The organism is Embleya sp. NPDC050493 (genome assembly GCF_044458105.1).
GTDB lineage: Bacteria > Actinomycetota > Actinomycetes > Streptomycetales > Streptomycetaceae > Embleya.
This window is the reverse complement of sequence record NZ_JBITHP010000050.1, coordinates 12,748-38,066: the sequence shown is the minus strand read 5'-3', so window position 1 is coordinate 38,066 and position 25,319 is coordinate 12,748. Positions and strand designations below refer to the sequence as shown.

The 25,319-nt window shown below is 71.0% G+C and carries 25 protein-coding genes; 12 read left to right on the top strand and 13 right to left on the bottom strand.

The features are described from left to right. The first annotated feature begins 273 nt into the window (after positions 1 to 273). From ACIBM5_RS45560 to ACIBM5_RS45550, 3 genes are all read left to right on the top strand, one after another. Positions 274 to 1,671, top strand: a complete 1,398-nt coding sequence (locus ACIBM5_RS45560) for a Helicase associated domain protein (RefSeq protein WP_396012600.1) — start codon at positions 274 to 276, stop codon at positions 1,669 to 1,671. Positions 1,672 to 2,010: 339 nt separating this feature from the next. Further along, positions 2,011 to 3,144: a pentapeptide repeat-containing protein gene (locus ACIBM5_RS45555; protein ID WP_396012599.1), complete on the top strand. Its 1,134-nt coding sequence runs from the start codon at positions 2,011 to 2,013 to the stop codon at positions 3,142 to 3,144. A gap of 280 nt (positions 3,145 to 3,424) precedes the next feature. Beyond that, entirely contained in the window at positions 3,425 to 3,856 is a 432-nt protein-coding gene (locus ACIBM5_RS45550; RefSeq protein WP_396012598.1) for a hypothetical protein, read from the top strand. 537 nt (positions 3,857 to 4,393) lie between these two features. Here ACIBM5_RS45550 and ACIBM5_RS45545 read toward each other — a convergent pair. Both ACIBM5_RS45545 and ACIBM5_RS45540 read right to left on the bottom strand, forming a co-directional pair. After that, positions 4,394 to 4,687, bottom strand: a complete 294-nt coding sequence (locus ACIBM5_RS45545; RefSeq protein ID WP_396012597.1) for a hypothetical protein — start codon at positions 4,685 to 4,687, stop codon at positions 4,394 to 4,396. A 226-nt stretch (positions 4,688 to 4,913) separates the two neighbouring features. After that, entirely contained in the window at positions 4,914 to 5,072 is a 159-nt protein-coding gene (locus ACIBM5_RS45540) for a hypothetical protein (RefSeq protein WP_396012596.1), read from the bottom strand. 311 nt (positions 5,073 to 5,383) lie between these two features. Between ACIBM5_RS45540 and ACIBM5_RS45535 the strand changes: the two genes are divergently transcribed. The 5 genes from ACIBM5_RS45535 to ACIBM5_RS45515 all read left to right on the top strand — a co-directional run bounded on the left by ACIBM5_RS45535 (position 5,384) and on the right by ACIBM5_RS45515 (position 12,935). Next, positions 5,384 to 7,969, top strand: coding sequence for a transcriptional regulator (locus ACIBM5_RS45535; protein ID WP_396012595.1), 2,586 nt, complete (start codon positions 5,384 to 5,386; stop codon positions 7,967 to 7,969). 437 nt (positions 7,970 to 8,406) lie between these two features. Further along, positions 8,407 to 8,880 carry a hypothetical protein gene (locus ACIBM5_RS45530; RefSeq protein ID WP_396012594.1) on the top strand — a complete coding sequence of 158 codons (474 nt, stop codon included), beginning with the start codon at positions 8,407 to 8,409 and terminating at the stop codon, positions 8,878 to 8,880. Positions 8,881 to 9,136: 256 nt separating this feature from the next. Further along, positions 9,137 to 10,927 (top strand): AAA family ATPase, encoded by a 1,791-nt coding sequence (locus ACIBM5_RS45525; protein ID WP_396012593.1) that lies wholly within the window; start codon positions 9,137 to 9,139, stop codon positions 10,925 to 10,927. Positions 10,928 to 11,148: 221 nt separating this feature from the next. Beyond that, the gene (locus tag ACIBM5_RS45520; protein ID WP_396012592.1) at positions 11,149 to 11,886 is read left to right on the top strand and encodes a ParA family protein; all 738 of its coding nucleotides are present in this window, start codon (positions 11,149 to 11,151) and stop codon (positions 11,884 to 11,886) included. After that, on the top strand, positions 11,883 to 12,935 hold the full coding sequence (locus ACIBM5_RS45515; RefSeq protein ID WP_396012591.1) for a ParB/RepB/Spo0J family partition protein: 1,053 nt from the start codon (positions 11,883 to 11,885) through the stop codon (positions 12,933 to 12,935). The genes ACIBM5_RS45520 and ACIBM5_RS45515 overlap by 4 nt, the downstream gene beginning before the upstream one ends. Before the next feature lie 166 nt (positions 12,936 to 13,101). Here ACIBM5_RS45515 and ACIBM5_RS45510 read toward each other — a convergent pair whose 3' ends face one another. From ACIBM5_RS45510 to ACIBM5_RS45500, 3 genes are all read right to left on the bottom strand, one after another. Continuing rightward, on the bottom strand, positions 13,102 to 13,356 hold the full coding sequence (locus ACIBM5_RS45510; RefSeq protein ID WP_396012590.1) for a hypothetical protein: 255 nt from the start codon (positions 13,354 to 13,356) through the stop codon (positions 13,102 to 13,104). After that, positions 13,353 to 13,652: a hypothetical protein gene (locus ACIBM5_RS45505; RefSeq protein ID WP_396012589.1), complete on the bottom strand. Its 300-nt coding sequence runs from the start codon at positions 13,650 to 13,652 to the stop codon at positions 13,353 to 13,355. Before ACIBM5_RS45505 ends, ACIBM5_RS45510 begins: the two co-directional genes overlap by 4 nt. Positions 13,653 to 13,810: 158 nt before the next feature. Then, positions 13,811 to 14,230, bottom strand: a complete 420-nt coding sequence (locus tag ACIBM5_RS45500; RefSeq protein WP_396012602.1) for an NUDIX domain-containing protein — start codon at positions 14,228 to 14,230, stop codon at positions 13,811 to 13,813. Positions 14,231 to 14,733: 503 nt separating this feature from the next. Here ACIBM5_RS45500 and ACIBM5_RS45495 point away from each other — a divergent pair. Then, positions 14,734 to 14,970, top strand: coding sequence for a hypothetical protein (locus ACIBM5_RS45495; protein WP_396012588.1), 237 nt, complete (start codon positions 14,734 to 14,736; stop codon positions 14,968 to 14,970). A 1-nt stretch (position 14,971) separates the two neighbouring features. Here ACIBM5_RS45495 and ACIBM5_RS45490 read toward each other — a convergent pair whose 3' ends face one another. From ACIBM5_RS45490 to ACIBM5_RS45475, 4 genes are all read right to left on the bottom strand, one after another. Further along, positions 14,972 to 15,463, bottom strand: coding sequence for a hypothetical protein (locus ACIBM5_RS45490; RefSeq protein WP_396012587.1), 492 nt, complete (start codon positions 15,461 to 15,463; stop codon positions 14,972 to 14,974). A gap of 103 nt (positions 15,464 to 15,566) precedes the next feature. Further along, positions 15,567 to 16,019, bottom strand: a complete 453-nt coding sequence (locus ACIBM5_RS45485; RefSeq protein WP_396012586.1) for a hypothetical protein — start codon at positions 16,017 to 16,019, stop codon at positions 15,567 to 15,569. Then, positions 16,016 to 16,531 carry a hypothetical protein gene (locus ACIBM5_RS45480; RefSeq protein WP_396012585.1) on the bottom strand — a complete coding sequence of 172 codons (516 nt, stop codon included), beginning with the start codon at positions 16,529 to 16,531 and terminating at the stop codon, positions 16,016 to 16,018. Before ACIBM5_RS45480 ends, ACIBM5_RS45485 begins: the two co-directional genes overlap by 4 nt. A gap of 114 nt (positions 16,532 to 16,645) precedes the next feature. Further along, entirely contained in the window at positions 16,646 to 17,470 is an 825-nt protein-coding gene (locus ACIBM5_RS45475) for a hypothetical protein (RefSeq protein WP_396012584.1), read from the bottom strand. Positions 17,471 to 17,553: 83 nt separating this feature from the next. Here ACIBM5_RS45475 and ACIBM5_RS45470 point away from each other — a divergent pair, with 83 nt between their 5' ends. Further along, positions 17,554 to 19,467: a pentapeptide repeat-containing protein gene (locus ACIBM5_RS45470; protein WP_396012583.1), complete on the top strand. Its 1,914-nt coding sequence runs from the start codon at positions 17,554 to 17,556 to the stop codon at positions 19,465 to 19,467. Between the two features lie 401 nt (positions 19,468 to 19,868). Here the strand turns inward: ACIBM5_RS45470 and ACIBM5_RS45465 are convergent, their stop codons facing one another. Further along, positions 19,869 to 19,991: a hypothetical protein gene (locus ACIBM5_RS45465; protein ID WP_396012582.1), complete on the bottom strand. Its 123-nt coding sequence runs from the start codon at positions 19,989 to 19,991 to the stop codon at positions 19,869 to 19,871. A 248-nt stretch (positions 19,992 to 20,239) separates the two neighbouring features. Between ACIBM5_RS45465 and ACIBM5_RS45460 the strand changes: the two genes are divergently transcribed. After that, on the top strand, positions 20,240 to 21,079 hold the full coding sequence (locus ACIBM5_RS45460; protein WP_396012581.1) for an IS5 family transposase: 840 nt from the start codon (positions 20,240 to 20,242) through the stop codon (positions 21,077 to 21,079). A gap of 39 nt (positions 21,080 to 21,118) precedes the next feature. Here the strand turns inward: ACIBM5_RS45460 and ACIBM5_RS45455 are convergent, their stop codons facing one another. From ACIBM5_RS45455 to ACIBM5_RS45445, 3 genes are all read right to left on the bottom strand, one after another. Next, positions 21,119 to 22,138 carry a hypothetical protein gene (locus tag ACIBM5_RS45455; protein WP_396012580.1) on the bottom strand — a complete coding sequence of 340 codons (1,020 nt, stop codon included), beginning with the start codon at positions 22,136 to 22,138 and terminating at the stop codon, positions 21,119 to 21,121. 57 nt (positions 22,139 to 22,195) lie between these two features. Further along, positions 22,196 to 22,678 (bottom strand): hypothetical protein, encoded by a 483-nt coding sequence (locus ACIBM5_RS45450; RefSeq protein WP_396012579.1) that lies wholly within the window; start codon positions 22,676 to 22,678, stop codon positions 22,196 to 22,198. Between the two features lie 112 nt (positions 22,679 to 22,790). After that, positions 22,791 to 24,011, bottom strand: coding sequence for a helix-turn-helix domain-containing protein (locus ACIBM5_RS45445; RefSeq protein WP_396012578.1), 1,221 nt, complete (start codon positions 24,009 to 24,011; stop codon positions 22,791 to 22,793). 99 nt (positions 24,012 to 24,110) lie between these two features. On the opposite strand from ACIBM5_RS45445, the gene ACIBM5_RS45440 reads away from it, so the two are divergent. Beyond that, positions 24,111 to 24,800 carry an HAD family hydrolase gene (locus ACIBM5_RS45440; protein WP_396012577.1) on the top strand — a complete coding sequence of 230 codons (690 nt, stop codon included), beginning with the start codon at positions 24,111 to 24,113 and terminating at the stop codon, positions 24,798 to 24,800. Positions 24,801 to 25,319: the final 519 nt, after the last annotated feature.

The following is a 25,319-nucleotide window of genomic DNA, read 5'->3' as shown; positions in this document are numbered from 1 at the left end:
CGGCGGAGACGACTTCACGCTCATGGGCGCAAGCACACCCCGCCGGTGAGCCGGCCGACACAGGAATGCGCATCCCCACGACAGCCAGACCACGCGTGTGCTAGCGCCCTTGGGCAGGCCACGACAGCAGATCGGTCACCCCGTGACAGCTATGAACCCCGCGATCAACCGGACAAAGCCCAGCTCAACAAGAAGAACCCGAAACCGGCACCGCTGACACCCAACCCGCTGACACCAACCCACACACTCACAACCCCCACCGAACCTCACAGGGTGTTGGGGGAGGGTGTGGACGTCCCGGAAATCGACACCGTGGCGATCCTGGACCCCAAGGGCAGCATCGTGGAGATCGTGCAGGCGGTGGGGCGCGCCATCCGGCCGTCGGCACGCGGCGACAAGCTCGCCAGCATCGTCATCCCGATCTTTTTGCAGCCCGGTGAACACCGGGACGACATGCTCGTCTCCCCGTCGTGGCGACCGCTCCAGCGGGTGCTCCAGGCGTTGCGTGCGCACGACGCGTCCATCTGCGACGTGCTGGCCGTGCCGCAGGTGAACGGCGCGCCCCAGGGCGGCGGGTGGGGTGAGGAGCCCGAGGACGGCGACGGCGACGACCGGGAGCAGGGGCAGGACGGCGAGGAACGGCCGGAATGGCGGCCGATCCTGCGCTTCTCCACCCTGCGCGACCCGGCGCAGATCGCGGAATTCGTGAACCTGCGGGTCGTCGACCCGCAATCACGGAATTGGCTGCGCGGATACGTCGCCGCTCAACGCTACCGGCGAGACCACGGGGACCTTGTAGTTCCGATCGACGCTGTTGACGTCGATCACCACGGAATCAAATTCCCGGTGGGTCGATGGATTTCCGAAATGCGCGCCGAATACGCGAAAGGCCATCTCGACCGAAAGCAGATTCAAGAGCTGGACGCGCTCGGGATGGTGTGGTCCGTCCACGATCAGGCGTGGGAGGACGGGGTGGCCATAGCGCGGGAATACGCCCGCCGCCACGGCACACTGGCCGCGCCGAGCGATGCTGTGGTCGACGGCTACCCCATCGGGACGTGGCTCGCGAACAGACGGGCGCAGGACCGGCGGGGCGAGCTGTCCGCCGGGCGCAGCGCGGCCCTGGAGGCTCTGGTCGAGGGCGAGCCGTGGCATCCGCCGCATTGGCCGGTGGCGTGGCAGCGGCACGTCACGTACGCGGCCGAGTACCTGGACGAAGTCGGCGGCGAGGCGCGGTTGGACGACGTCGGCCTGGACGTGGTGCACCGCGGTACCGCGATCGGGCGGTGGGTGGCTCGGCAGCGGTCCGGGTGGGACGGGCTCAACGAGCCGCAGCGCGAGCAGCTGCTCGCGCTCGGCCTGACTCCGCCCGCGACGGTCGACGCGGCGGCGGCCGAGGCGCCGGCGGCGGTGCCCGTGCCGGACGGGCCCCGGCCGAAGCGCACTCGGGAGCAGGCGTTCACGATCGCGCTGAGCGCGGCGGCGGCGTACCGGGCCCGGGTCGGGCACCTGGAGGTGCCGCGCGGGCACGTCGAGACCGTGGTGGCGTTCGACGGGTGGCCCGAGGACGTACGACTCGGGGTGTGGGTGACCACGACCAGGTCCAGGCGGCCGAAACTCCCGGCCGAGAGGATCGCGGCGTTGGACGCGTTGGGGATGCGCTGGACGTGAGCCGGGCCGGGCCGGCCGGGGGTGGATTGGGGTTACTCACAATGAACCCCATATACAGCCTGCGCATCCACGGGGGTGCACATCCGCCCCCGACCGGCCTGAACGCGGGTGTGGGCCCCGTCGTTTCTCAGGACGACGGGGCAGGCGACACCCCAGGCGACGGGGCAGGCGACGGGTAATCGGTCCGCCGGGATCGGGCCGGACGCGGGCCTCGGTGCGGGTCGGGTGGGTGTGAGGGGGCGCCCGGTCCCGGGCTGGTTGCTGGGGAGTCCCCTCGGAATCGGGTCGATCCCCTTGTTCTGCATGCCGGGCGGTTCGGTCGCGCTGTTCCATGTGGAGATGAAGCTTCGTGGGTGGGATCGGCGTGTGTGGATCGGCGTGGCCGGCGGGATGGCGGCGGTTGCGGTGGTGGCCGTGGTGTGGGGGGCGGCGGTGTTGCACGCGGTGGTGCCGATGTCGCGTCCGGGGTGGGATGAATTGGACGCGGGGACGCGTGCGCAGGCGGAGGGGCAGTTCCGGTTGGCGGCGATCCAGGGGTTGGCCGCGTTGGGTGCGGGGTTCGCGTTGTTGTACACGGCCCGGAACTTCCGGCTCAATCGTCGCGGTCAGGTGACCGAGCGGTTCACCAAGGCGTTGGAGCGGTTGGGGTCCGATCTGCCGTATGTGCGGTCGGGCGGGGTGTTCGCGCTGGAACAGATCGTCCAAGATGCCCCGGAACAGGTCGATCACATCGTGCGTATCCTCGTCGCGTTCCTGCGCGACCGCACCCCCGCCGCCGGAACCCCCGGCGCACCCGATCACCCCGATCCGGACGTGCAGACGGCTCTGACCACCCTCGCGCTCCTCAGGCCCACCGGTTCCCTGGTGGATCTGTCCGGCCTCCATCTGCGGGGCGCGAACCTGGCCGGCCCGGCCCTGCGTGATGCGAATCTGCGCGGCGTGGACCTGGCCTACGCACGCCTGACCGACGCGCACCTGCACGGCACGGACCTGACCGGCGCAAAGCTGATCAGCGCAAAGCTGATCAGCGCAAAGCTGGCCGGCGCGCACCTGTCCGGCGCGGACCTGACCAACGCGGACCTGGCCCGCGCGGACCTGTCCCGCGCGGACCTGCGCGGGACGAACCTATGCGGCACGGGCCTGCGCGACACAGGCTTGTCCGGCGCGGACCTGTGCGGCGCGCGCTTGGAGGCCGCGTTCCTGCTCGGCGCGGTCCTGTGCATGGCGAAACTGAGGGACGCGAACCTGAGCATCGCGGCCTTGATCCGCGTGGACCTGCGCGGCGCGGACCTGACCAACGCGAAGCTGTTGTGTGCGAACCTGGCCCACTCGGACCTGACCGGGGCGAAACTGCGGGGCGCTGACCTGCGCAGCGTGAACCTGCACAACACGGATTTAACCGGCGCGGACTTGACCGACACGAATCTGCCCGACGCGAATCTGCCCAACATGCGCGTGCCTTCGTGGACCTGACCGAATCGACCGGACGGCCGGGCAGGGCAGTGCTCGACGCGTCACCTCGGGCCGGTCTCGGTCGTTGGGTCGGTAGGTCGGCCGGCGCGTTCCCCGTCGCCGGGCAGGCCGGACCGGATCGGCCCATCCCCCGAGGCCGCCGGGGTTCGAATCGCCGGCGGCGCCGGCCGGCAACGACGTCGGCGCCGCTCGCGGTCGGGTGGCGGTTTGCTCGAACGGCCGCGGTGCCGCCGGTGGTCGGGTCAGGATGTGGGCTCCGTCTACTGCGAGAGGGGCCGGCGTGGCCGCCGAGCGCATCGAGGGCCAGGAGCACGACGAACCGACCGGCGGTAGTGGTGGGGAGCGGTGTCCGTTGGGTGCGCGGTCGGTGCACGCCTGCGACGGGCCGACCGACGACACGGGCGCGCTGCTCCTGGGGTGGGTGGCCGCGTGTGGCGGTGCCGAGGACTCCGCGCTCGGGTGCGCGGTGCATCTGGGTGAGGTGTTGGTGGTGTGGGATCCGGGGGAGTGGCACGGCATCGGGTCGCACGGGTCGAGCGACGACACCGTGACGGTGGCGCGGGCGGCCGAGCGGGTCGCGGCCGAGGTGGCCGAGGGCCGGTGGATCGTGGGCACCGACCCGGACGACGGAGTACCGAGGCCGGCCGGCCCGGACGAACTGGCGCGAGCGGTGCGCGCGGTGCGCGCGGCGAGCGGGGAACCCGCCCGCTGAACCGGCCGACTCGCGTCGACCGAACAGCCCCGACCCGCCCAGGCGGGTCGGGGCTGTTGCGCGTCATCCGTCGTGGGGCACAGCCCGCACAGCACGCCGAGACGAATGTGTGGACCCCACGACGGGCGCCCGCCCACCATGCCGGCAACCCACCCGCCCGCGCGGGCGGTTCACCCCAACGGGTCGGCTCGCAATCGAGCCGGCCGGGCCGGCGCAGACCGCGCCGCGTCCGGTGCGGTACCGGTCGTGCCGACCATCGGTGCCCGACCGGCCGGGCGGGCCGCCCACCGGCCGCGGCGCGGCCCGCGGCGGCCCGGAGCGCCGGGCGCGGGCGGTGTTCGAGCGGGACGACCCACGGCCGAGGGGTGCCCCAGGGAAGAAGTCAGCGTCCGATCACCGGGCGGCCGGCGGCTCCGACCAGGGGAAACGGCACCGTGCGGCCGGATGCGTGGGCAACACGAAACGCAACACGGTGGGCAACAGGAATCGCAACACGGTAGGCAATACGAACGGCAACACGGTAGGCAACCGACGCGATCACAGCCGCGGTTCCCACCGCTCCCCGCCGAGGGCGTCCTCGACCAGGCGCACCGCGCGGTCGGTCGCGGCGGCGCGCGATCCCTCGTACTCGTAGACGTGCAACATCGCGTCGACCTCGGCGGCCGGGAGCGTCGGGCCGATCTCGGCCCGCGCGGTGCCGTACCCGTGCCGCGCCGCGGCCAGCGCGGCCGACACGTGCTGTCGTGCCATCCGGGCCAGGATCAACGGGTGTTTGCGCAGCACGTCGTGGCCCCGGTAGCCGGGCGGGCAGAGGTCGAACAGCCATGCCACGGCCGACTCCTCCCACCCCTCGACACCGGGCGGGCGGACACCCCGAGGCCACCCCGACGGCGCGATCCCGTCCCGACCCCGGGGCCGGGGGCCGGCACCCTCGGCCAGCACGCGCGCGAACCGGCTCGGCGGCTCCCATGCCGGGCGGTCCGCCTCGCTCTCGTACACACATTCGATTATGGGGCCAACCGGAATCACTCGCTCCGGGTCGTTGCGGCGGCTGGGGTCAGTGGCGGGTGATCCACCACACGATCCAGGTGCCAGCTGCGGTGCCGGCACCGGTGGCCAGGCCACGCGCGGTGCTTGCGGCGAGGGATCGGGCGACGCGCACGAGGCGGCCTCGGTTCGTGGTGGTCGGGTCGTTGGCCGGCTGGTCGTCGTTCACGGTGGTCTCCCCGAGTGGGTGCGATCCCCTGGGCGGGTTCGCGTCGTCCCATCGAGCGCTCACGGACGTTTTTCCGGCGACCACTCGCAGCCCGGCCCTGCATCTCTAGGCTGCTGGGTCCGGGGACGCGGGATTTCCGGTGGGCGTCCGGTCCGGATCCGGATCCGGACAGCGGGAGGGTCGGGTACGTGGCAGGCGACACCGAGGACAAAACAGCGAAACTGGCCCGGTCACTACGGCGGTTGTGGGAGCAAGCCGGATCACCCACGTACGCGAGAATCGTCAACCAAGGGGCCAGCCAGGAGCCCTCGGTGGCGTTGAGCACCACCTCGCTCGGCGACTGGTTCAAAGGAAGCGTCGTGCCGGCCGACCCGGGCCGGTTCGCGTTCCTGGTGACCTGGCTCGAACACGAGGCGCATCGGCTCGACAACGCCTACGTTCCGACACCGGTCGCAGCCTGGGAGCGCCTGCGCGGCGAGGCAGTGCGCGAACGCCGCCCCGCCGGACGACCCCACGCGACGCGCACCGGTGAACGCTCGGTCGAGGGCGAGGGTTTCGTGGGCCGGCCGGTCCGGGAGTTCACGGATCCGTTCGCGTTGGAGGTGCACCGCGCGATCGACGCACCCGAACACACGCGGAACCGGCTGCCGGTGTTGCCGGTCTACGTACCCCGCGACCACGACCAGGTGCTGCGCGACGCTGTGGAACGCGCGGCGGGTGGGGAGAGCGTGATGGTCACGTTGGTGGCCGGGTCCTCCACCGGCAAGACCCGCGCCTGCTGGGAAGCACTCCAAGGCGTGCCGGACGGGTGGCGGTTGTGGCATCCGCTGTACCCGAGCCCGGCCGAGGCCGCGGCGGCCGGTCTGTCGCGGGTGGGGCCACGCACGGTGGTCTGGCTCAACGAGGCCCAGACCTACCTCGAATCCGCCGACGTCGGGCAGCGGATCGCCACCGGCCTGCGCGAGCTGCTCGACGATCCGCGGCGCGGGCCGGTCCTGGTCCTGGCAACGCTGTGGCCGGACCCCTTCTGGAGCACCCTCACCACCCGGCCCCCCGCCAGCGCCCCGGACCCGCACGCGCACGCGCGGTCCTTGCTCACCGGCACCGACCTGCGCGTGCCCGATGCGTTTGCGGGCCCGGACCTGGAGGCGGTGCGCGCCCGGGCCGGTGAGGACCCGCGACTGGCGAACGCCCTGGCGAGTGGGGACGACGGGCGCGTCACCCAGTTCCTGGCGGGCGCCCTCGCGCTGCTCAAGCGCTACGAACTCGCCCCGGCCGGCGGACGGTCGGTACTCGAGGCGGCCATGGACGCCCGCCGCCTCGGCCACGGGCCCGTCCTGAAGCAGGCATTCCTGGAGGACGCCGCCGACGCCTACCTCACCGACGACGAATCCGACGCCCTCACCGACGACTGGTTCGAGCAGGCCCTCGCCTACGCCACTGGCCGTGTCCAGGGCACCACCGCTCCCCTGACCCGCATCCGACCCCGACGACGCCACCACGGCGATCCCGGCGAGGGCCCGACCTACCGGCTCGCCGACTACCTCGAACAACACGCCCACCATGCCCGTCACGCGCACTGCCCGGGCGCCTCGTTCTGGAACGCCGCACACGACCACGCCCACACCCCCGATGGCCTGCTCAACCTCGCCGACGCCGCACACCGCAGACTGCGACTACGCCACGCCGAACACCTATATGGCAAAGCGGCGAACACCCAGGACTCGCGCGCCCTGGCACGGTTGGCCGGGCTGCGGGAGCGGGCGGGCGACCACGAAGGCGCCGAACGCCTGGCCCGCGAAGCCACCGACGCCGGAAACACCCACTCACTGAAGCAGCCGGCCGGCTTGGGAGAGCGGACCGAAAACCGTGAGCGCGCCGGAAACTGGGTCCATGAAGCCGCTTCCATCACCGAAATCTTGGCCTTGATGCGACCGATCGCGTTGCGGGTACAGGCGGGTGACCAGGACGGCGCCGAACGCCTGGCCCGCGAAGCCACCGACGCCGGGAACACCAAACCACTGCTCCTCCTGATCCTGATGCGGGAGCAGGCGGGTGACCAGGACGGCGCCGAACGCCTGGCCCGCGAAGCCGCCGACGCCGGGAACACCGAACCACTGGAGTTCCTGATCACGATGCGGGTACGCGCGGGTGACCAGGACGGCGCCGAACGCCTGGCCCGCGAAGCCGCCGACGCCGGGAACACCGAACCACGGGACCTCCTGATCACGATGCGGGTACGCGCGGGTGACCAGGACGGCGCCGAACGCCTGGCCCGGGAAACCACCGAGGCCGGGAACACCCTGGACCGGCTGGTCGCGCTGCGGGAGGAGGCGGGCGACCACGAAGGTGCCGAATGCTTGGCCCGCGAAGCCGCCGACGCCGGGAACACCGAACCACTGAACCTCCTGATCACGATCCGGGAGCGGACGGGCGACCACGAAGGCGCCGAACGCTTGGCCCACGAAGCCACCGACTGCGAAACCACCCTGCAATTCCTGGTCGCGGTGCGGGAGCAGGCGGGCGACCACGAAGGCGCCGAACGTCTGGCCCATCAGACCGCCCACACCGGAAACACGCCGGCTTTGAGTTTCCTGGCCCTGATGCGGAATGACGCGGGGGATCACGACGGCGTGGAGCGCCTGTATCGCCAATCCGCCGCCGCCGGGAACAGACTGCTCCTGGAGGAGTTGGGCACGCTGCGAGAGCAGATAAGAGACCGCGAGGACACCGAACGCCTGGCCCGCCATGCCGCCGACGCCGGAAACACACTGGTTTTGCCGTTACTGGCCGTGCTGCGGAATGACATGGGGGATCACGAGGGCGCCGAACGCTTGCGTACGTGGTGGCGTCGTGGTCTCGACGCAGACGGCAACCTGTTACCCGACAACGGGTAGAGCGCGCCGGGCGTGGGACGTCGTGGCCCCGGTAGCCGGGCGGGCAGAGGTCGAGCAGCCACGTCACGGCGGTGTCCTCCCAGCCGGGCGCGCCGGGCGGGCGGACACTTTGCGGCCACCCGGGCGGCGCCGTCCCGTCTCGGCCCCGAGGCTTGGGGCCGGCCGCCTCGGCCAGCACACGCGCGAACCGGCTCGGCGGCTCCCATGCCGGAGCGCCGTCCGGATCGCTGCTCTCGTACATACATTCGAGATTATGGGGCCAACCGGAATCGCCTGCTCCGGTCCGGCTCGGCGGCCGATGGCGACGCCCGGCGCGACCGGGCGGCCGGGTGGAACGGGAGAGATGTGGCATCTCCCATACCACTCTGCGCCATCCGAGGTGGCATACATGGGCTCTGGCCTGCGGTGATGCCCGGGTGGCGCGGAGGGGCATGGAGGTGGCGCGGCCCCGTGGTAGGGGCCGACGTCCCTTCGAGGCCGACGTGCACTGCTACCGGTGCCGGTACGAGTGGGGCGCCGAGGCGACGTGGCGGCCCCGGGACGTGATGCCGATGCTGCCGCCCACCCCGGCCGAGGACCGGGCCGTCGCGGCGCAGCGGGGTTCGCGGCGCGGCACGGCCGGTGGGCATCGGGGGTGGCTGCCGCGCCGGACCGACCCGTACGAGACGCCGATCCTCCTGGCCGAGGCGCCCGATCCGGAACCGGCCTCGGCGACCCCGGCCGGGCCGGCCGGGAACTCGGCGGCGCCAGACCCGGACGCGGTGGTGGCCGCGCATGCCTCCCGGATCCTGGACCATCTCGCCGGTATCGCGCTGGTCGACGGTGACGACCCGGATGTCACCCTCGCAGTGCTGCGCGACGTGGCCACTGCGGTGGAGACCATCGTGGCCGGCACCACCGCCCACGCATGACGCACCCGGCCCGCACAGGAGCAGTGGTAACTCACCGGACGTCTCTTTCCGATGAACTCCGCTCCGTTCGCTGCGAAGGCTGTCATCGTGGGCGGATTCCTCGTGGGCATCGTCGGTACGCGATCGGGAGGTTCGGCGACGCATGCAAGCGTGCCTGGTCCAGGACGATGCGTTTCGGGATCTCGCCCGGTATCCGGCGGCCGTAGCGAGCCCGGCACTGCGAGGCCGTGTTGGTCAATGGAACGACAGGAGTCGCATGAGCGAGTCGTCGCAGTTCGGGTTCAGTGTTGCCTCGGTCGTCCTGAAGGACGGCCAAAAGATCGAACTGCCTCGCGCGGGCCTGACCGTCGTCACGGGCAGCAACAACTCCGGCAAGAGTCTCTTTCTCCGGGACCTCGTGATGAACGTTGAATCGCCCCACAACGAGGCCGGCCGCACACGATGGATCACCAAGGTCGAGGAGACGAGAGATGGGGACTCCGGCGCATTTTTCGACTGGTTGGCACAACGAGGATTGCGAAGCGTTCTGTTCAACGGTGTCCCCAGCTTCCCGTTGTTGCCGGGACATGAACGTCCAACTCCCGCCGGTCAAATCGCCCAAATGTGGGACCGCAGGGAGAGCAGCCTCATCGCTCGATTCCTGATCACCGGGCTGTGGACGGATACGCGACTGGCCGACAACACGAACGCGACGCAGTGGGAACACGGAACTCACCCCAGTCACCCGACTCAACTCATGTGGCGGGACCGGAAACTGCACGACAGGCTCTCCGCGTGGGTCGAGAGAGCCTTCGGCGAGAAGATCGTCATCAATCGACACAGCATGCAGATTCGCCTGCAACTGAGTACGGAGGCGGAACCGGAGGAAACGCCGCCGCCCGCGACCGACGAGTACCACCGGTGGTACCGGAGGCAACCGATCCTCGGGGAACAAGGCGACGGCGTCCGAAGCTTCGTGGGCATCCTCCTTCATGCCCTGGTGCAGCCCCCGGCGGTGGTGGTCATCGACGAACCCGAAGCCTTCCTGCACCCGCCCCAGGCGCGCCTTCTGGGGAAACTCCTCGCCGAGGAGACCAACTCGCGCTGTCAGGTGATCGTCGCCACCCACAGCGTCGACTTCCTGCACGGAGTCCTGGAGTCCAAGCCCGGCAACACCCGCATCATCCGCCTGTCGAAAACCGCCGGACATCGAACCGCCCAAACACTTGCTCCCGCGAGCGTCCGAGAACTCCTGACCGACCCCTTCACCCGCTACGCGAACATCGCATCGGGCTTCTTCCACGATGGGGTCGTGCTGTGCGAGGCGGAGGGTGACTGCCGGTTCTACTCGGCAACCCTCGAGGAAGTCGTCGCGAACACACCCTCGACACCGGACCCGAACCTCACGTTTCTCCACGTCGGCGGAAAATCCAGGTTGGCCATGGCGCTGACGAAACTCCGCAGCGTGGGCATCCCCTCGGCCGTGATCGCCGACATAGACATGCTCGACACCAAGCAGCGTGTCCGGCAGTTGGTCACCGCCTTGGGCGGAGAGTGGGATCGTGTCGCACCGGACCTGGAGACGTTGCATCGGGCCGCGGGCGCTGCCGGCCGCCACAGTCTGCCCGTCTCCGAGGTCAGAAGACGGATGAACGAGATCTTGAAGAACTCGCGTGACAGCGACGCGCTCACGAGTGACCAGACCGTCGCCATCGCCAAGCTGGCGAAGAGGTCCTCCTATTGGAACGCTCTCAAGGAATCGGGCACCCGGGCCGTGGGCGGCGACGAGCACAACGCCCTCATTCGCCTCCTCGTCTATCTCGGCGAGCTCGGGGCGTTCCTGGTCCCGGTGGGAGAACTCGAATGCTGGCACCTCGGGATCAAGACCAAGGACAAGAGCGCCTGGATCGCGAACGTCTTCGAAAAGAAGCTGCACCTGGACCCGCCGGACGAACTCGTGCGGTTCACACGGCAATACCTGGGCTACCTCACTCACTCACCCGGGACAAACGTCCCCGTCTACGCAGCCCCCCACCGAGCGTCGGGCAAGTCGGGTCATCCCCAGTGACACCACCGGGTGTCCGAAGCATCGATCCGATGATCAAGAGGCGTCGGGCCGGCTTCGGACCCCGATAACCGCCGCCACACGGGCGTTTGCGGACCAAGCGGGCTGCGAGGCTTCAGCGTTCGACATGGCGGGTCGTGGTGTATGCGCATTTCGTATCTGGAACGATGCCTTCCATCCGAAGTACCGGATAACCACGGGAAGCACTCGGAGAAGAGCACAACATGCCTGAGATCACGGTCGTCCTGAATCAGAAGGGCGGCATCGGCAAGTCGACCATCACGGTCAACCTCGCCGCCGTATACGCGGACATCCTCAAGAACGGCGGCGGCGACGAGGACACCGCCGTCGCGGCCATCTCCATCGACCCGCAGGGGTCCGCCGTGTGGTGGTCGGAGCGGGTCGAAAGGGCCGGGCGCGTCCTGCCGTTCCACTTCATAGACGGCAGCAGCGACATCGGGGGGCTCAAGAAGCTCCGCCGGATCAAGGCCGACATCGTCATCGTCGACACCCCTGGTTGGCTTCCCCTCGGCCACGACGGCGAGAGCATCGACCCTCTCGGCGAGGGCCCGACCGCAGACGCGCTGCGGGCGGTGTTGGACGTCGCCGACGACGTCATCGTGCCGTTGGAGACCGACCCGCTCGGCTTCAAGCCGACCCAGACCACCATCGAACGGGTCATCAAACCACGCGGATTGCCGTACGGGGTGGTGATCAGCAACTGGGAACCGCGGGACGGGCAGGTCGACCTCAAGGACACCCAGGAGCTCGTGAACAAGCAGGGCTGGCCGCTGTACAACAGCACGATCCGGCACTTCCGGCTGCATGCCCGCGCGTCCGCCGAGGGTCTGGTGTGCACGCAGTACCTGTCGAACCACACCGCGACTAAGGCGAAGCAGGACTTCTTCGCCCTCGCGTTGGAGCATCAGATCCGCCGTCGCAAGAACGGGGGAACGCGATGAGCAAGCGCATCAGTCTGAGCGACGCCCTGGACGACGAGCCTGCGGAGAAGGTCGTCGACACGCACCCGGACGGTCGGCTGCTGAAGGTGCCGTTGGGTCGCATCGCGCCGAATCTGGTGAACCCCCGGACGCGGTTCGGCAGCGACGACGAACTCCGAGCCCTCGGCGAGAGCCTGCGTCAGCGTCAGATCCAGGCGTTGCCGGTCGTGACCCGGGCCGCGTATCTGAGGCTGTGGCCGGAGCGCGCCGCCGGGATCGGGAACGTGGACGTCGTCCTGGTCGGCGGCGAACGCCGTCTGCGGGCCGCGCGTGCCGTGGGTCTGCCCGCGCTCCAGGTCGTCATCGACGACGACATGGCGTCTTCCCCCGAGGGCTTCATCGATCTGGTCGTCTCGGAGAACGTCGAACGCGAGAACTTCGACCCGATCGAAGAGGCCTTCGCCATCGAGGCTTTGGCCGTCGCGTTCGGCAGCGGGCGGGCCGTGGCCGAGCGTTACGGGAAGTCGGACACGTGGGTGTCCCACCGGCGTCTTCTCCTGCATCTCGCGCCCGAGATCCAGGAGCTCGTGCGTGATCGGGAGCTCCCGGTCGAGCCCGCGCGGGCGCTCGCCAAGCTCGCCAAGGACAACGCCTGGTCCGCCGACGCCCAGTTCGCCTGGTGGGAGCAGGAGCAGGTTCGACGTGCCGAGGCCACGCAGGAACGCAAGGCCCAACGGCGCGCCCGGATTCCGGCACCGGCCGCGGTGAGTGATGGCGCCGTACCGGCGGCGCGGCGACAGGAGAACGCGGCACCGTTCGTCGCCTCGGGGTCGGGAGTCCCCGAGGCCGTGTCGTCGAGAGCAGGTCTCGAACTCACGGGTTTTTCGGCCGAAAAACCGCAGCCGAGTTTTTCGGCCGAAAAACCGGAGCCGGGCGCGGGCAGCGGACAGGACGCGACCACCGTCCCCGCACTGCCGTGGAACAGTCCTCGGGCCATCGCGCGAATCCTGCGTGAGCACATGGCCCCGGAGGACTACGTCGCCGTCGGAAAGCTGATCGCCGAGGGCTGACCCCGGTCGAACCGAGGAGCCGGCGCGTACGCGCCGGCTCCTCGCGCGTACCGCACGGCCCGGCCGGTTTTTCGGCCGAAAAACACGAAGCCGCGTGTCGGGTTCGGGTCACCTGTCCATGCACCGTGTCCGACTCGGCGTGGCCGGTGTCGAACACCGACGCGGTTCAGCGCGCCACTGCTTGGACGACTGTGATCAGGAGCAGTCCGCGGCTGACTTGGTAGGTGATGATGGCGACGCCTCGGATGTGGGTCATGCGGTGGTCGTCGCTGCCGCCGCCCGGGTACGGGCGCGAGTCGCAGCCGTAGGGGTCGCGGGACAGGTCGCCGAGCCCGCTCTCGAATGCCCGCCGCGTGCCGGCCGACATTCCGTTGACCTCGGCCTGGACGGAGTCGGTGAGCTGGACGCGGTAGCTGCTCATCGGGGGTCGATCTCCCCGGACCATCCGGGTCCCGCGTCCAGGTCGACGGGGTGCGTGCGCAGGGTCCCGGCCGCCGCCGCGTGCAGGTCGGCAATCACCTGCGGGTCGTGGCCGAGCGCCGCGATCCCCCACCACAGGAACACCAAGTCGTCCAAGCGGCCGTCGCCGATCGGCGTCGCGGCCAACTCCGCGTCGAACTCGACGCGCTGCTCGGCGTCGAGCGCGGCGCGGACCGCGCCGATGGTGCGCGGCAGGTGCGCGCCGGGGGGTGTGGGGTGTTCGGGCTGGGCGCTCATTTGGGCCTCTCCTGTCTCCGGATTCGCGTCGCCGAGAGGTGGGCGGCGGCGTGCCCGCCCAGTCTCCTCCGAGGCCGCGGTGCGCGGGGAGGGCGCATTGGGAGCACAACGCAAAAAGGGCCGGCCCCCGAGGGGGCCGGCCGGTCGAACGGGTGGGACTAGCTCGCGACCGTGCCGAGGATGACGGCGCGGAGGATGTCGGCGTGGTCGAACGCGAGCGACTCGGGCAGGCCGGACAGCGGCCACCACCGGGCGGTCCGGGCGTCGTCGCCGGCCACGGCCGGGGTGCCGGTGGGGACGATCGCGCGGTACGCCACGGTGACGTACCGGCCGCGCGGGTCGCGGCCCGGCGCGTCCCACACCCCGATCTGCACCAGGTCGGCCGGGGCGACGGCGACGCCGGTCTCCTCGGCGAGTTCACGGGCCGCCGCGGCCCGGCCGGTCTCCCCCGGGTCGACGTGGCCGCCGGGAAGCGCCCAGCATCCCGCGTGGGGGTCCCACCCGCGCTCGATCAGCAGCACGTGGCCGTCCGGGGTCGTCGCGACGACGTCGGCGGTATAGCGGATGGTCTCGGTCATGGTCTGCCCTTCGGTTCGGGTGCACTCGGCGCGGACGTACTCGCGCCCGGTGCGCCGCGCTCCGGTGGTGGGGTCGTCGGTGGTGAAGGCCCAGGGGTCGCCGCCGAGGTTGGCTCGGTGCCACGCCCGCTCCCGATGCCGGGCGTACGCCTCGGCCGCGGTGTCGGCGGCCCGTGCCGCGTGCGGGTCGGTGGGGGCGTCGAGCGCGATCCGGTCGAGCCGCGCCGCCCGGCGCAGCGCTCGGTCGGGGTGGTCGGGGTGGGTGGTCATCGGGTCTCCTGTCGGGTGGTCCAGGGCGGTGGTGCGGTCCGGTCGCGGGTGGGGGTGCGGTCGGCGCGGCCGAGTCCGGCGGGCGGGGGTAGTGCTCCGGCCGGTCGGGCCGCGCCGGGCCCGCGTGTCGATGTCCGCGGTGCGGGTCGGCGGGTCGACGGCGGGGTGGTGGGGTCGGGTGCGCATGCCGGGTGGAGTGGTCGGCCGAGGGGCGACCGGGCCCGGGTGTGGGCGTGGCAGGCGTCGCACGGCATGTCGACGGGGCGATCAACCACCCGTCCGGCAGCGGCGGGCAGGTGTGGGCGCGCCACGCCTCGGCAGCGGCCCGGACGTCGTCCGGGGTGCGCGCCGAGTCGACGCTGCGGCGCCCGCACTCGTTGCAGAACCACGAGACCATCCCGGTGCCGAGTCGATCCCGGGGTGGGGTGATGCGCATCGATCCGCGCTCCCAAGTGCTGGGGAGGGTGTAGGTCATCGGGCGCTGCCGAGGGCGGTCAGGGATCCGGTGGCGTGCAGGACGCCGGCCGGGGTGTCGTGGCGCGGCGGGGCGTGCTCGGGAGTGAGCGCGCGGATGCGGTCGGGGTCGGTGGCCGAGGTGATCCACACGTCGCCGCGGCCGTCGCGGTAGAGGGTGCGGGCACCGACCACGGGGCGGGGTACGGCGCTGCGGTCGCTGCGCAGCGCCCACACCCGGTTCCACATCCCGAGGCCGGTGGTCTGCGTGAGGGGGTGGTCGGGGCGGCCTCGGCGTACGTGGGCCATCAGGTCCAGGTCGGCGGTCTCGATCGGCCAGTGCATCGTCCCGGCGGGGGTGTCGACGTGAACGGTCGCCTCGTCGGGCGGGTCGAGCACGAGGACGGCCGGCCAGCGCGCGGCCATGTCGGCAACAAGTTCGGCGAGTTCACGCCGGATAACCCGGCCGGGGGTGGCGGTGGGTGGACGGTGGTGGGTGGTGGCGGACACGATTGATCTCCTCCTCCGCGCCTCGGCGCGGTGGTCGGCCCCGGACGGCCGCTTCGTTGGTAGCGGTGTCGGCCGTCCGGGGTGAACGTGTGGGGTGGCCGGCTCAGCCGGTCGCCGCGGCGATGACGGCGACTGCGGTGGTGAGGGCGAGTACGAGCAGCGCGGCCCGGATGAGCCGGTATTTGCCGGTGGTGATGCGGCCGAGGCGTTCGTGTTCGGCGGCGAGTGCGCGGGGTGCCTCGCGCTCGGCGATCAGCCGCAGCGCGGTGTCGGGGTCGTGGACCGGCCGGGCCGATCCACCGGTGCGGGGGAGCACGACCAGGACCAGGAGCACGCCGGTCACGGCCATGCCCGCCCCGGCCGCGACGGCGGCGCCGGTCGGCAGCCTCGCCAGGGCGGGCACGCTCACGCCGAGCACGGCCAGGAGCAGGCCGGCCTTCTGGTCGGCGGCGCGGTGGCCGGCCACGGCGGTGTCGATCCGGCGGTGCAGCGCGGCGACCAGGACCGCGTGGTCGAGTCCGTGCCCGGGGTCCGGGGTGGTGTCGGTGGTGGTCATCGGGCGTCGACGTCCTCGGGGTGGGCGCGCCGGTAGGCGGCCAGCACGTGCTTCGGGACAAGGCCCCGGTCCGGGCAGTCGACGCCGTTCCGCACGGCCCACGCGCGTGCCCTGCGCCCGGCCTCCCGGCGCCGGGCCGGGCCGGGGTCGGCCTGCGGCACGCCCGGCGCCTCGGCGGCGGGCGCGGGGGTGCCGGCCTTGGCGGCGCGCAGCTGCGCCTCGGCGCGCGCGAGCATCAGCTGCGCCTCGATCAGCCGGGTGGTGGCGACGTCGACGGCCACGGCCCGGTCGTGGTGTTCGGCGAGTCGGGCCAGGCCTTCGGCGGTGCGTTCGCCGAGGCGCCGGATGGTCGCGACGGGCTGTTCGGCGGCCCAGGTCAGCAGCGCGTCGACGTCCAGGACGTCGACGGGCTGTTCGGCCGGGTCTGTGGCCTCGGTGACGGCGTCGACGGCCGAGGGCACGGTCTCCGTCGGCGCGGGGGCAAGTGGACGGTGGATGGTGGTGACGGACACGGTGTTCTCTCCATCTGCCCCCGGACAGGAGGCGGGTCGGGCCCCGGGCGGCCTCGTTTGGTCGCGGTACGGCCGCCCGGGGAATCTGCGGGTTGCGATGCAGGTGGGCGCGGTTCAGTCGGCCGGGCGAACGTCGTCGAGGCGCCAGGCGGCGCGGACCTCGTCGAGGGTGGGTCCGTCGGTGCCGCGTCGCATGGGCATCAGCAGGCCGATGTAGTCGGTCCCGCGCGTGATCACGAGGGGGTCGTGGGGGCCGCCGCTGCCCCAGAGCTGAACGGCGCCGGTCTCGGTGTCGTGGGTCGGGGCGAACGCGGCGAGGCGGCGCCGGTCGACGACGATCTCGGTGTCGAGAGCGGGGCCCGCAGCCAGGGCGGTGGTGACCTTCGTCCGCCACATACGGCGCGGGAACTCGCCGTGTTCGTCGGCGCGGTCGACGGCGACGGTGTATTCGCCGATGTGGACAACCAGGCCGGTGGGCGTGCGCGCGAGGTGCGCGTCGTCGGTGCCGGCCACGCGCGCCAGGTTCAGCACCGTGTCCACCTCGGCGCGGGGCATCAAAACGTCCCAGGTGCCGATCCCGGGGGTGTCGCGGCAGGTGGCGGCGAGAGTGAACCGGTTCGTGGCCACCACGTACAACCGCCCGCCGCCGGCCTCCAGGTGGACGCCGTGCAGCATCGTCAGGCCCGGCTCATCGCTGATGTGGGCACGAACGTCCCGCAGCTGCGCGGCGAACCCCTCCACGAACACCCGCGCCCCGGCGGACCGGTCCGCGCGGTAGGTGATCCGCTTGCCCAGCCCCGTGGCGTAGGCGATCTCCGCACGAGTGGATTCGCCGATGTAGTCGTCGGGGAAAGCGCCTGAGTTCGCGAATACTGAGCACTCGGCGTCCCGAACCTGGGTGTCGGATGGCTCTGAAGATTTCAGTAGCGCACGATTCATTTCAGTACGCCCTTCAGTGCCGCGCCGAGGGCACCAGCGTGGCGGCCTCGGAGGCGACGGCCGTGCTAGATCATCCTTCGGGTATGGAGAACCCGAGCCCCGCCCTGCCCCCCACTCCGCCTAACTGGCCGCACTGTGGTCACGGCACGGGCCCGGAGGACCCCCTCGGCTGTCGCGGTATCCACGTTCCCGGCCACACGGCATGCCTCACGCACCTAGCCGACGCCCAGCGCGACGCCTACCTGGAGGGGCTGACCCCCGGTAACACCATCGACCACCGCGGCACCCCATTCACCGAACCGCTTCTCGATGCTCTCCTTGCCGCCCTCCGCGACCCCGCCACCGGACACCCCCGCCTCGGCGCTGCGCAGTTTCAAGAGGCGAGCTTCGAGGGCGACGCCTCGTTTCGTTCGGCGACCTTCGAGGGTGCCGCCTGGTTCGTGTCGGCGACCTTCGAGGGCGACGCCTCGTTTCGTTCGGCGACCTTCGAGGGTGCCGCCTGGTTCGTGTCGGCGACCTTCGAGGGCGACGCCTGGTTCGTGTCAACGACCTTCAAAGGCGACGCCTGGTTCATGTCCGCGACCTTCAAAAAACTCGCCCTCTTCGGGGCGGGAACCTTCCTGAACCCCGCCCCGCTCGAACGTGCCGCCCGGTTCGAGGGCGTTGCCCGGTTCGAAGGGGCGACCTTCCAGAACATCGCCTGGTTCTGGCGGGCAACTTTCGCGGACACCGCCCGATTCCCGTTTACGACCTTCAAGCGCGAGGCCCAGTTCGAGTCGGCGACCTTCGAGGACGCCGCCTGGTTCGCGTTGGCGACCTTCGAGAGCGCCGCCAATTTCAAGTCGGCTACCTGTCAGAGCGACCTCACGTTTGCACAGACGACTTTCGAGCGGTTGAGCACCCTCGGGCCGTTCGTGTGCGCTGGGCGGGTGGTGCTGTCCGGGGCGGTGTTCAACGGTCCAGTGACCCTCTCGTTCGCCGCGCGGCGCCTGAACTGTCGGCGGACCCGCTGGTCGTCAACGGCTGAGTTGCGTCTGCGCTATGCAACGGTGGATTTCGGCCATGCGGTCTTCGAATACCCTATGACGATCGCCGCGGAAGCCGAGCCCTTCGTGCTCTCCGACGGCCGGTCGGTATCAGAACAGGCTCTCGCCGACGCGCCCGACGCCACAGTGCGGTTGGCCTCGCTGCGTGGGGTGGACGCGAGCCATCTGCTTATCGCTGATGTCGACCTGTCGGGGTGTCTGTTCACCGGGACCGTGCATTTGGACCAGGTGCGGCTGGAGGGCACTTGCTCCTTCGACCGGGTCCCGCCCGGCACCCACTGGCGGCGCGGGCGCCCGGTGCGCTTCACTCAGCGCCGCACCCTGGCGGAGGAGCACCTCTGGCGCGCGGGCCAGCCGACGGCGGTCCGAGGCTGGAATGTGGCGGTGTTCAGTGCCGGACGCGTCGGGCCGGCGCAGTTGGCGCCGGTGTACCGGGCGCTGCGCAAGGCGTTCGAGGACGGCAAGAACGAGCCGGGGGCGGCCGATTTCTACTACGGCGAGATGGAGATGCGCCGCCACGACACCACCGGCACCACGCGCACCGAACGCGGACTGCTGCACGGCTACTGGCTGCTGTCCGGCTATGGCCTGCGCGCCTCCCGGGCCCTGGGCTGGCTCGCTGCCGCCATGCTCGTCACCATCGTGCTGCTGATGGGGTTCGGGCTCCCCAAGGACTCCCCGAAGCAGGAAGCCACCGGCACCGTGCCGCCCGGCGGCGGCACGGTCACTTTCGAGATCGACAAGGCTGCTCCCCGAAATCCCACCGGGGACAGGTTCACCGGCGAGCGCCTTGAAATGGCCGTGAACGTCACGCTCAACTCGGTGGTGTTCCGCTCCTCTGACCAGGACCTGACTACCGCCGGTACCTACATCGAGATGGCGTCCCGCGTAACCGAACCCGTCCTTTTGGGCTTGGCGCTCCTGGCCATCCGTAACCGCGTCAAACGCTGAGCGCTCCCACGGCCAGGCCCGGCAGAACGCCGCAGACACCGGACACTGAAGCAACACGTGCGCCCGGACCACCGTGAGCCGCCGCACGGAAGATTTCAGTGCCCAGGTCACAGCCCCGCCCACCGAAATCTTCCATGCGGCCGGACCGGGAGAGCGCCGAAGCCCTCTTCCGGCAGGCCGTCGACCACGGCGACACGGAGGCCCTGTCCCGCCCGGCCAAGCTGCGGGAAATCGTCAACAGGCTGTGGCCGTACGGCTTGGATTCGGACGGTACGCCGACACCCCATGGAACCGTCGGTGAGCCCCGTTCGACCGGCACGCACAGCTGGGCACGTCGTCGTATCGCGGTTTGAGGCTCGCGGGCGGGAGGGAGCTCACCTCATACAGCACAGGGCGCACGGTCACGGCGGCGCTGTCGGCCACGATGTCTCCATGTTGCGGCCGGACGCGTCGTCGCTGTCCGTGGGGTCAGGGTGGAAGAAGCGGGTGTAGCGCAGTCCGGTCTCCGGAGTGATGTTGAACACCGCGCATAGGTGCTGCGGGTCAGCCCCAGTGAAAGAGCGTTTTATCCCTGTATGAGTGCGATATGGCATTCGCAGCGTTGGATTGATCCGCATGGTTGGGACCGTAGGCGTCTCCCGTGACGGAAGCGGCTCAAGACGCTCCGAATCTGTCCGGTTCACTACCTTCGCTCCTGTCTGATCCCGTGACGCCCCGGTCCGCCCCCGTTCACGCCTTGGGCAGGTCGGCCGCCGGGCGCTACCAACGAGGCATGACCGGACATCGGCGCTATCCCAGTGATCTGTCCGACGCTCGTTGGAAGTTGCTCGAACCAACCCTGTCGGCCTGGCGGGCCGAACGCCGGGGCAACGGACTGGACTTCGGCCGCCCACCCGAGCACGATCTGCGTCGCATCATGGAAGCCATCCTCTACGTCGACCGCACCGGGATCCCCTGGCGCTACCTTCCCCACGACTTCCCACCCTGGGAAACCACCTACGGCTACTTCGCCCACTGGCAGAAGGACGGCATCCTCGAGAAGCTCAACGGAGTCCTGCGGCGCCTGATCCGCGATCGGGAGGGCCGCGACGCGGAGCCCAGCGCGTGCGTGTTGGACGCACAGAGCGTCAAGACCTCCGCCAACGTCCCCACCGCAGGTCAGGGCATCGACGCGGGCAAGAGAATCGTGGGACGGAAACGCCACGTCGGGGTCGACACCGTCGGCCTCCTGCTCGCCGTGTGGGTCACCGCGGCGAGCGTCTCCGACAACGCCGGCGGCATCCACCTGCTCTCCGCCATCGCCGCCGCCCACCCCACCATCACCAAGGCCTGGGCCGACAGCGGCTACCGCACCAAGGCCATCGAACACGGCGCGACCCTCGGCATCGACGTCGAAGTGGTCCAACGCGACCCCACCGTCAAGGGATTCAGGATCCTCCCCAGACGTTGGATCGTGGAACGCACCCTGGGATGGCTCATGCAGCACCGCCGCCTCGCCCGCGACTACGAAACCCACCCACACCGCTCCGAAGCAATGATCCACCTCGCCATGATCGACCTCATGACCCGACGACTCACCCACGAAAACACCCCGAACTGGCGCGACCCCTGAACCCGGAACCAAACACGATTTGCAGGACAAAACGCTCTTTCAGGTTCCCCGAATCGGCAGGGACGGAGTGCCGGGGCCGGCCCCGAGGGCGACGAGGCTCTCGTCGGCGCCCGCGTCGTGCTGGGGCCCGAACCTCTTGCTGCGGGCGCGTTCGAGCGCTGCGGGCTCGTGCCAGTGAACGAACTCGCCGCTGACGCGTCGGATCGGCGGTGCCCCGGCGGGCCGGCGCACGACCCCCAGAGGAGTCACCCATCGCAGGATCAGGGCCACCCAGAACGCGCTGCTGCCGTACTGGCGCAGCGTCCGGGGATCGCAGTGGAGGGCGTGTCCGGGCGGTAGGTCGACGTCGGTGCTGCGCCAGCGCTTGCCCGGCTCGGGAAGCAGGCGGGGCAGCGTCCCGAACTCGCCGCAGTCGAGTGTCCCGTGGGGCAGGTATCCGTCGGCGAGGGATGTGGGCACCACGCGGGCAAAGGGGGCGTCGCCGTCGTGGGCGAGGACGTACACCGAGGTGAGAGTGTGGCGCGGGTCGAGCAGCAGGCCGGGGCCGGTGCCGTCCTGGTGCACGGGCATCGCGGCGGGGCCCCGATGGACGAGGAGCCTGCTCGATTCGACGCCCAGGTCCGGGCCGAGCGTGTTCCGGACCAGGGTGAGTGCCTCGGTGGTGTCGGCCAGGCGTTGGATCAGCGGCCAGTGTTCGAGGTGGACGTCGTCGACGCGGGCCGCCCCGTCGGCGGCGGTCAGGGCGGCGTCGGCGAACGCGGCGAGCGTGTGCGGCCGGTGCTGCGGATCGCACCAGGTGTCCCAGGCGCTGCCCGACCAGGGCAGCGGTGAGGTCGTGTGCATGGCGTGGTCGAGGCGGCCGTTGTGCGCGTACGGGGAGTCCGGGGGAAGTACCGGTGTCCCGGCATGCACGGGCGCGGGCGGCGCGGGGGCCGGGGCGCTCGGGCGGCGCCGCCCCGGCGGGAGGACGGGCAGGTTGCCCGAGGTCATCACATGCTCCAGGTCGGTGTCGGGGTCGCCCGGCGGGGGCGGTCGGGGCCCGGTCCGGGACGTGCTCACGGGCAGCGCGGTCCCGGACCGGGGCATGGATGCCGCCGTGTGGCGGTGGCACCGTTGTCAGCCGGCGGCGGTCGGGAAATGGGCGGCGAGTCCGAGGGCCGCGCACAGTCGTGCCGGGTCGGTCAGGGCGACGCCGGCGCCGACCGTGCGCGGGGCCTGGACCCACCACGCCGCGGGCTGCTCCCCCGGGCGGGGTGGGCATGCGGTGGGAATCCACAGGTAGGCGCCGGTGGACACGAACCGGGCCGCGACGGCCCCCGGTTCGGCCTGTGCCACCAGTTCGTTCCAACCGGCGCCGTGTCCGGGTTCGACCAGGAAGGAACACCGACCGAGGTGGCTCTCGACGACGGGGCCGAGGTCGCCGGCCGCCCTCAGGAGCGAACACGCCTGATGTCCTGTGGCGCGATCGATGACGGCGACGTCGAACAGCAGGCCGACGCGCACGACGCGGACTGCGGGGGCGTGCAGCCGGCCGGGGATGCCGAGGCCGGGTGTGGTCGCGACCCGCGCGAACCATGCGCTTACCCGCTCGTCCTCCATCGCCGCCCCTCCCGCTCGGTTCCGTCGCAGGAACCGTAGGGGCGAAAGGGCCGGTCGACCCGTGCTGTGCGCTCGGGTCGACTCTGCGCTCGGGTCCGTCCCGGAGCGCGGGTCAGTTCGCGAGGATCCCCATGCGCGCGGCCAGCGCGGCCACCTCCCGCGAGTACGACGGTCGTGCCCGTCGGCGCAGGTCCCGCACCATGTCCTGGGCGAGGAGGCTGTTGTGGACGTCCTCGGGTGCGGTCTCCTCCGCCTGCCGCAGGTGCAGCAGGACTGCGGGGTCCTCGCGGCGTTGCTCGTGGCAGCGGGTCAACTCCAGCAGGTGGGTCGCCCGGCGTTCGACGGACGGCAGGGCGTACGGGTCCACGTCCCGGGCCAGGCGCAGCGCGGTGGCGGCCTCGCCGGACTCCATCTCGATGGACACGCGGTGGAGTTGGACGTTGGACGGGCCGAACACCGTGTGGTGGATGTTGCCTTCGCCGCTGACGCCTGCGGCCGGGTGTGCGTGGTCGCGGATCACCTCGCGGGCGTGCCACCACATGCGGCGGCGGGCCAGGGCGACGGCGACGACCAGGTGCAGGGCTCCGTACATGGCGGCGCGCTCCCGGTGCTCGCGCCAGGGCCCCAGGGTGGCTGCCGCGTGGCGGGCGACGGTCTCGGCGGCCTCGGGTTCGCCGTCGTTCAGGAGGACGTGGCCCAGGTTCCAGTCGGCCGCGGCGATGCGCAGGGGGTCGTCGGCGTCGTGTGCGGATCGGCGGGCGCGGTCGGCGGCGAGGAGGGAGAGGTCGGGGCGGCCGGTGCGTTTGCACCAGGTGCGCAGGAGTGTGTAGAGGTCGGCGGCGATCCGGTGTGCCTCGCGTCGGTGGTCCTGTTCGCCGGGGGCGAGCAGGGTGCGCAGTGCCTGTTCGGTGTCCGTGATGAGCGGGGGTAGGAGGGTGGCGGTGTCGGTGAATCTGGTGGGTGAGGTCTGGTAGGTGCGCCATGCGTGTTCGACGCGATCGCGCAGTCCGGGCAGGTCCGGGGTCTCGGCCGGTGGGGCGGGTGGGGTGATGCCGACGAGGGCGTGTTCGACGGCGCCGAGTCCGGCGCGGATGCGGTCCGGGGCGGTGGGGTGGCGTTCGCCCAGGAGGGCGGAGACGGGAACACCGAGTTCGCGGGCGAGGGCTCGCAGGACCGCGACGGTGGGGGTGCGGTGGCCGCGTTCGATCTGGGACAGGTAGTCCTCGGCGATGCCCGCGAGTCCCGCGACGGCGGCCTGGGTGCGGCCCTGGCGGAGGCGGTGGGACCGGACGCGTTCGCCGATCGGAGGTTCGTCGGGGTCCGGCTTCGTCATGTCCCAACCTCTTTGTGGCGCGCGGTACTTGTATTCACCGTAGGCGGGCAGACCCTGCCACGCCGGTGAACGCCCTCGACAACGCCCCGGAGTGTGACCATGCCCCGACCTCGTCTCGTGCTGTGGGACATCGACCACACCCTGATCGACACCGGCGGCGTGGGCCGCGAAGTCTTCGCCGCCGCGTTCCGAAGGGTCACGGGCACGCCGCTGCGGGAGATGGCGAGCGTGCATGGCCGCACCGAGCGGGTCATCTTCGCCGAGACCGCCGAGCTCCACGGACTGGACCCCCGCGGTTGCGACTTCGCGGATTTCGCACAGGCCTTGGCCGAGGGGTACCGCGAGCGGGCGGGCGAAATGCGTGAACGCGGGCACGCCCTGCCGGGGGCCGCGGCGATCCTGGCCGCGCTGGACGCGGCCGAGGGTGTCGTGCAGACCGTGGTCAGTGGCAATCCCCGTGCCGTGAGTCTGGTGAAACTGGCGGTGTTCGGTCTCGACGCCCCGATCGACTTCTCCCTCGGGGCGTACGGCGACGATCACACCGAACGCCCCGAACTGGTCCGCACGGCGCGACGTCTCGCGGGCCTGCGCCACGGCGTCGCGTTCGATCGCGGCAACACGTTCATCGTGGGCGACACGCCCGCCGACGTGGACGCGGGCCTGCGGGGCGGCGCGACGGTCGTAGCGGTCACCACCGGAAGCAGCGACGCACGGGAGTTGTCGGGCGCCGCGCACGTTGTCGCCGACCTGTCCGACACCTCCGAAGTCCTGGCGCTGCTACTCGGTTGACCGCCGGCGCGGCGAGGCTCGGAGGCGAGTGCGGCCGTGCGTCGCCGTGTGCTTGCGAACGACGTGGGCGGGTACCCCGGGCCGGGCCGTGCGGTCGGCGCCACGGTCACTTCGATGCGGGCGGCGGCCCGTGGAGGAACGGCTGCGGTGTGCCCGCGGCGCGCTCTTGAGGATGCGGTCGGGCCGCCCGTGGACGGCGTCCCGGAACTTGCGGGTACCTAGAAGTTCTCGGGTCGAAATGTAAGGCAGGCTCGACATCTCTCGGGCGGAATGTCGAGCGCGGGTCGACATCGTGATTCTCATTGTTGCTGGTCAGAGGCATATTTCGGCGAGTCGCCTCTTTACACGAACCCGACCGAGGGGCTCACGCACGCGCCGTCCGTCCGGGGCAATCCCGAAAACCCGAGCGGGAGCACGGGTTCCCGACACGGCACGCGACCTGTTCACGTCGTCCCACCCCACCCGACCGACATCGGTCTCGGCGTGTGCCGCCGGCGACAGGGGATCGCCTGGTCCCCT

Excerpts from the sequence above, each read along its gene's own strand:
- ACIBM5_RS45450 (WP_396012579.1), bottom strand. The coding sequence starts at position 22,678 with ATGGAGGACGAGCGGGTAAGCGCATGGTTCGCGCGGGTCGCGACCACA.
- ACIBM5_RS45520 (WP_396012592.1), top strand. The coding sequence starts at position 11,149 with ATGCCTGAGATCACGGTCGTCCTGAATCAGAAGGGCGGCATCGGCAAG.
- ACIBM5_RS45555 (WP_396012599.1), top strand. The coding sequence starts at position 2,011 with ATGAAGCTTCGTGGGTGGGATCGGCGTGTGTGGATCGGCGTGGCCGGC.
- ACIBM5_RS45470 (WP_396012583.1), top strand. The coding sequence starts at position 17,554 with ATGGAGAACCCGAGCCCCGCCCTGCCCCCCACTCCGCCTAACTGGCCG.
- ACIBM5_RS45500 (WP_396012602.1), bottom strand. The coding sequence starts at position 14,230 with ATGACCGAGACCATCCGCTATACCGCCGACGTCGTCGCGACGACCCCG.
- ACIBM5_RS45525 (WP_396012593.1), top strand. The coding sequence starts at position 9,137 with ATGAGCGAGTCGTCGCAGTTCGGGTTCAGTGTTGCCTCGGTCGTCCTG.
- ACIBM5_RS45515 (WP_396012591.1), top strand. The coding sequence starts at position 11,883 with ATGAGCAAGCGCATCAGTCTGAGCGACGCCCTGGACGACGAGCCTGCG.
- ACIBM5_RS45460 (WP_396012581.1), top strand. The coding sequence starts at position 20,240 with ATGACCGGACATCGGCGCTATCCCAGTGATCTGTCCGACGCTCGTTGG.
- ACIBM5_RS45475 (WP_396012584.1), bottom strand. The coding sequence starts at position 17,470 with ATGAATCGTGCGCTACTGAAATCTTCAGAGCCATCCGACACCCAGGTT.
- ACIBM5_RS45440 (WP_396012577.1), top strand. The coding sequence starts at position 24,111 with ATGCCCCGACCTCGTCTCGTGCTGTGGGACATCGACCACACCCTGATC.
- ACIBM5_RS45505 (WP_396012589.1), bottom strand. The coding sequence starts at position 13,652 with ATGAGCGCCCAGCCCGAACACCCCACACCCCCCGGCGCGCACCTGCCG.
- ACIBM5_RS45485 (WP_396012586.1), bottom strand. The coding sequence starts at position 16,019 with ATGACCACCACCGACACCACCCCGGACCCCGGGCACGGACTCGACCAC.
- ACIBM5_RS45445 (WP_396012578.1), bottom strand. The coding sequence starts at position 24,011 with ATGACGAAGCCGGACCCCGACGAACCTCCGATCGGCGAACGCGTCCGG.
- ACIBM5_RS45510 (WP_396012590.1), bottom strand. The coding sequence starts at position 13,356 with ATGAGCAGCTACCGCGTCCAGCTCACCGACTCCGTCCAGGCCGAGGTC.